Below are 1,073 nucleotides of genomic sequence, written 5' to 3'. Positions count from 1 at the left end.
CTCCAAGAGCCGACCACCCATGAATCATTGAAAAATTGATTCGGGAATCCTATAAAACGCGGCAAAATCAACAATCTGCCAAAGTAGTGCTAGTTTAACGAGAGGCGAAGAAAGCGGAGTTTCCCCGCTCCCATGCTTCACGGGCGCGAGGAGCAGGCTCGCTGATGACGATCGGGGCTCTACACGCGCATCTATAATTTTAATTAGGGTTGATGAAAAAGCCCCGACGAGCAGCCAGCCAATGCGGTTATCGCGCCGGAGCCGGCACATTCGCGGATGGTGAATTGCGCGTGAAAGCCGGACATCGGTGGACGCTTCGCTGCACGTTCTAGTTCGACCGCATCGACATTCGCAGCGACATCGATGAATTTGAGAAAGGCGCCGAAGGCAGCTAGCACGGCCCCGAGCGCCACAGGCGTGCCGGCAACCGCGAGCCACGGCAGGATGAGCGCAATCCCGAACCAGCCGATCCGGATGATTGATTTGCTGCCGTAGCGCGCGCTCAACAGCCTGATCAGAAGCATCGAGATGACTGAGCTGATTCCCAGACAGAGCAGCAGAAAACCGAGGACTTCGTTATCGACAACCAGCCGCTCCTTCGCGAACGGCACCAGCGGCGCCTAGCCCGCAATGCCGAAACCGGCGACAAAGAATGCAAGGCGCGTCATGATCCGGCTGGCCAGACGACCGACGGACACCATCGGGAAAGCCCGGAGGAAGAGTGTGGTTTCCTGTTCGCACACGCTAATGACATCGCGGCGCAGCGAGAGCGGCTGCGATCGCAGTTGCAGCCCCTCCAACATGGTGTTTCATGTCCCCTCACAACACGTTGGCGGGGCGGCCGGACGCAATGGAGGACGTGCGGAGTCCGTCCCTACAGCGCCCCCCGCCTCCGAGCGGTGATGCTGCCCCGAATGGAGCAAGTGGCGTGCCGACATTGAAAGTTGGAGGTTCTACAGTCGCTTCGTACCGGGTGTGTGAAATGGACCCCGATTGTGGGACCACGTGCTTAGTTGGAAGGGGCTGCTCCGTTTGATAGACGGAGCGCATGATGACGACAAAGACGAGACGCA

The 1,073-nt window shown here is 58.7% G+C and carries 2 protein-coding genes; both read right to left on the bottom strand.

Translation table 11 applies throughout. The features are described from left to right. Positions 1 to 203 precede the first annotated feature (203 nt). Complete coding sequence (locus YY7_RS56270) at positions 204 to 611, bottom strand: hypothetical protein (protein ID WP_028169440.1); 408 nt, start codon at positions 609 to 611, stop codon at positions 204 to 206. 9 nt (positions 612 to 620) lie between these two features. After that, positions 621 to 803, bottom strand: a complete 183-nt coding sequence (locus YY7_RS64925; RefSeq protein ID WP_028169439.1) for a hypothetical protein — start codon at positions 801 to 803, stop codon at positions 621 to 623. Between the last annotated feature and the right edge of the window lie 270 nt (positions 804 to 1,073).

Source organism: Bradyrhizobium elkanii WSM2783 (assembly GCF_000472865.1).
Classification (GTDB): domain Bacteria; phylum Pseudomonadota; class Alphaproteobacteria; order Rhizobiales; family Xanthobacteraceae; genus Bradyrhizobium; species Bradyrhizobium elkanii_A.
The sequence above is the reverse complement of the archived record's forward strand: the minus strand, read 5'-3'. Positions and strand labels throughout refer to the sequence as shown.

Excerpts from the sequence above, each read along its gene's own strand:
- YY7_RS64925 (WP_028169439.1), bottom strand. The coding sequence starts at position 803 with ATGTTGGAGGGGCTGCAACTGCGATCGCAGCCGCTCTCGCTGCGCCGC.